Origin of the sequence: Streptomyces sp. NPDC001599 (assembly GCF_042893535.1) — a bacterium.
In the GTDB taxonomy this organism is placed as follows: Bacteria; Actinomycetota; Actinomycetes; order Streptomycetales; family Streptomycetaceae; genus Streptomyces.
This window is the reverse complement of sequence record NZ_JBIAVA010000040.1, coordinates 1-1633: the sequence shown is the minus strand read 5'-3', so window position 1 is coordinate 1633 and position 1633 is coordinate 1. Positions and strand designations below refer to the sequence as shown.

Genomic DNA, 1633 nt, shown 5'->3' with positions numbered 1-1633 from the left:
CACCGGCGAAACCGGAAAGCTCTACCTCTACAAGGGCACCGGCAACGGCGGCCTCACCACCCGCACCGAAATCGGCACCGGCGGCTGGTAGACCCACACCCCCACACCCCGCACCACCAGGCGGGACCACCCACACCACAACCCCACCACCGGGCGGTCCCGCCCCCACCCATGCCCACTTCCGGCTACGCGGGCCCACTCTCCTGCCGGCCTCCTCGAAGGAAGTCATGAAACGCCGTCACCTGAGACATGCAGCATCCTCTCTGACCGCACTCTGCGCACTGACCGCCATGCTCCAGTCCGGGGCGACCGCCTCGGCGGCGGATCCGGCCACCACCGTCGACTACCGCGGCCTCTCCCTTGAGATCCCGGCCGACTGGGCCGTGGTCGACCTCGCCAAGGACCCGCACGCCTGTGTCCGGATGGACCAGCACACCGTCTACCTGGGGCATCCGGGAGCCGAGCAGTCCTGTCCCACCCATGTGATCGCGGAGAAGACCGAGGCGATCGTGCTGGAACCGTTCGCCGGCGCCGGCTCCCGGTTCGACGTGCCCCAGGTCGTCGTCCCTGCCGACTCCCCCGTGCCACGGTCCCTGCCGGTCACGGACTCGCGGGAGGCACGGCTGGCGTTCGAGGGCGCCGGGGTCTACGCGACCCTCAGCCACGGCCCGTCCACGGCCCTCGTCGAGGAGATCCTCGGCAGCGTCCGGGTGGGGGACGCCGCCGAGCCCGAGACCGCTCCCCGGCCGGCCGCGAAGCAGCGGATGGCCGCCGCCACCGCCGCGAGCACGCCGAGCACCGGCTACAAGGGCAAGGCCTTCGACGCCTGCTCGGCCCCGTCCTCCGGCGCCATGGACGACTGGGCGTCCTCCCCCTACGACGGGGTGGCCATCTACATGGGCGGCCCGAGCCGCGCCTGCTCTCAGCCCAACCTCAGCGCCTCGTGGGTGAGCCGGCAGAGCTCGGAGGGCTGGCACATCCTCCCGATCTACGCGGGACTCCAGGCGGGCAGCATCTCGTCGTCGAGTGCGAAGAGCCAGGGGCGCGCGGCCGCCGACGCGGCGGTCGACCTGGCCCAGGGGCTCGGCTTCGTCCGCGGCACCGTGCTCTACATCGACATGGAGTCGTACTCGTCCGGCTACCGGACCAACGTGCTCAACTACCTGTCCGGGTGGACGGAGCGGGTCCATGAACTGAACTACCGCTCGGGTGTGTACAGCTCCTCCAGCACCGGCATCAAGGACCTGTCCTCCGTCTACTCGTCCACCACGCTGAAGCGTCCGGACGTGGTGTGGGTGGCCAACTGGAACGGCCGGGCCGACACCTCCGACGTGAACCTGCCCGCCGGCCAGTGGGCCAACCACCAGCGCGTCCACCAGTACGCGGGCAACGTCACCGAGACGTACAGCGGTACGACGATCCAGATCGACCGGAACTACGTCGACGTGGGCGCCGCGAACGTGGTCGCGGATCCGGGGATGACGTCTTTGACGGCCGGTGAGTTCACCGGCGACAGCAAGGGCGACCTCGTGGCCGTCGAGGTGTCGACGGGGAAGCTGTGGCTCTACCACGGACCCAACGTCGGCTCGAAGAGCTCCCGCACCGAGATCGGCACCGGCGGCTGGAACGGCAT

General features: G+C 70.2%; 1 protein-coding gene. It reads left to right on the top strand.

What is annotated here, in order from left to right:
* Positions 1 to 290: 290 nt before the first annotated feature.
* A partial coding sequence (locus tag ACFYZ3_RS38445) for a DUF1906 domain-containing protein (protein ID WP_388528049.1) occupies positions 291 to 1633 on the top strand: 1343 nt, incomplete at its 3' end.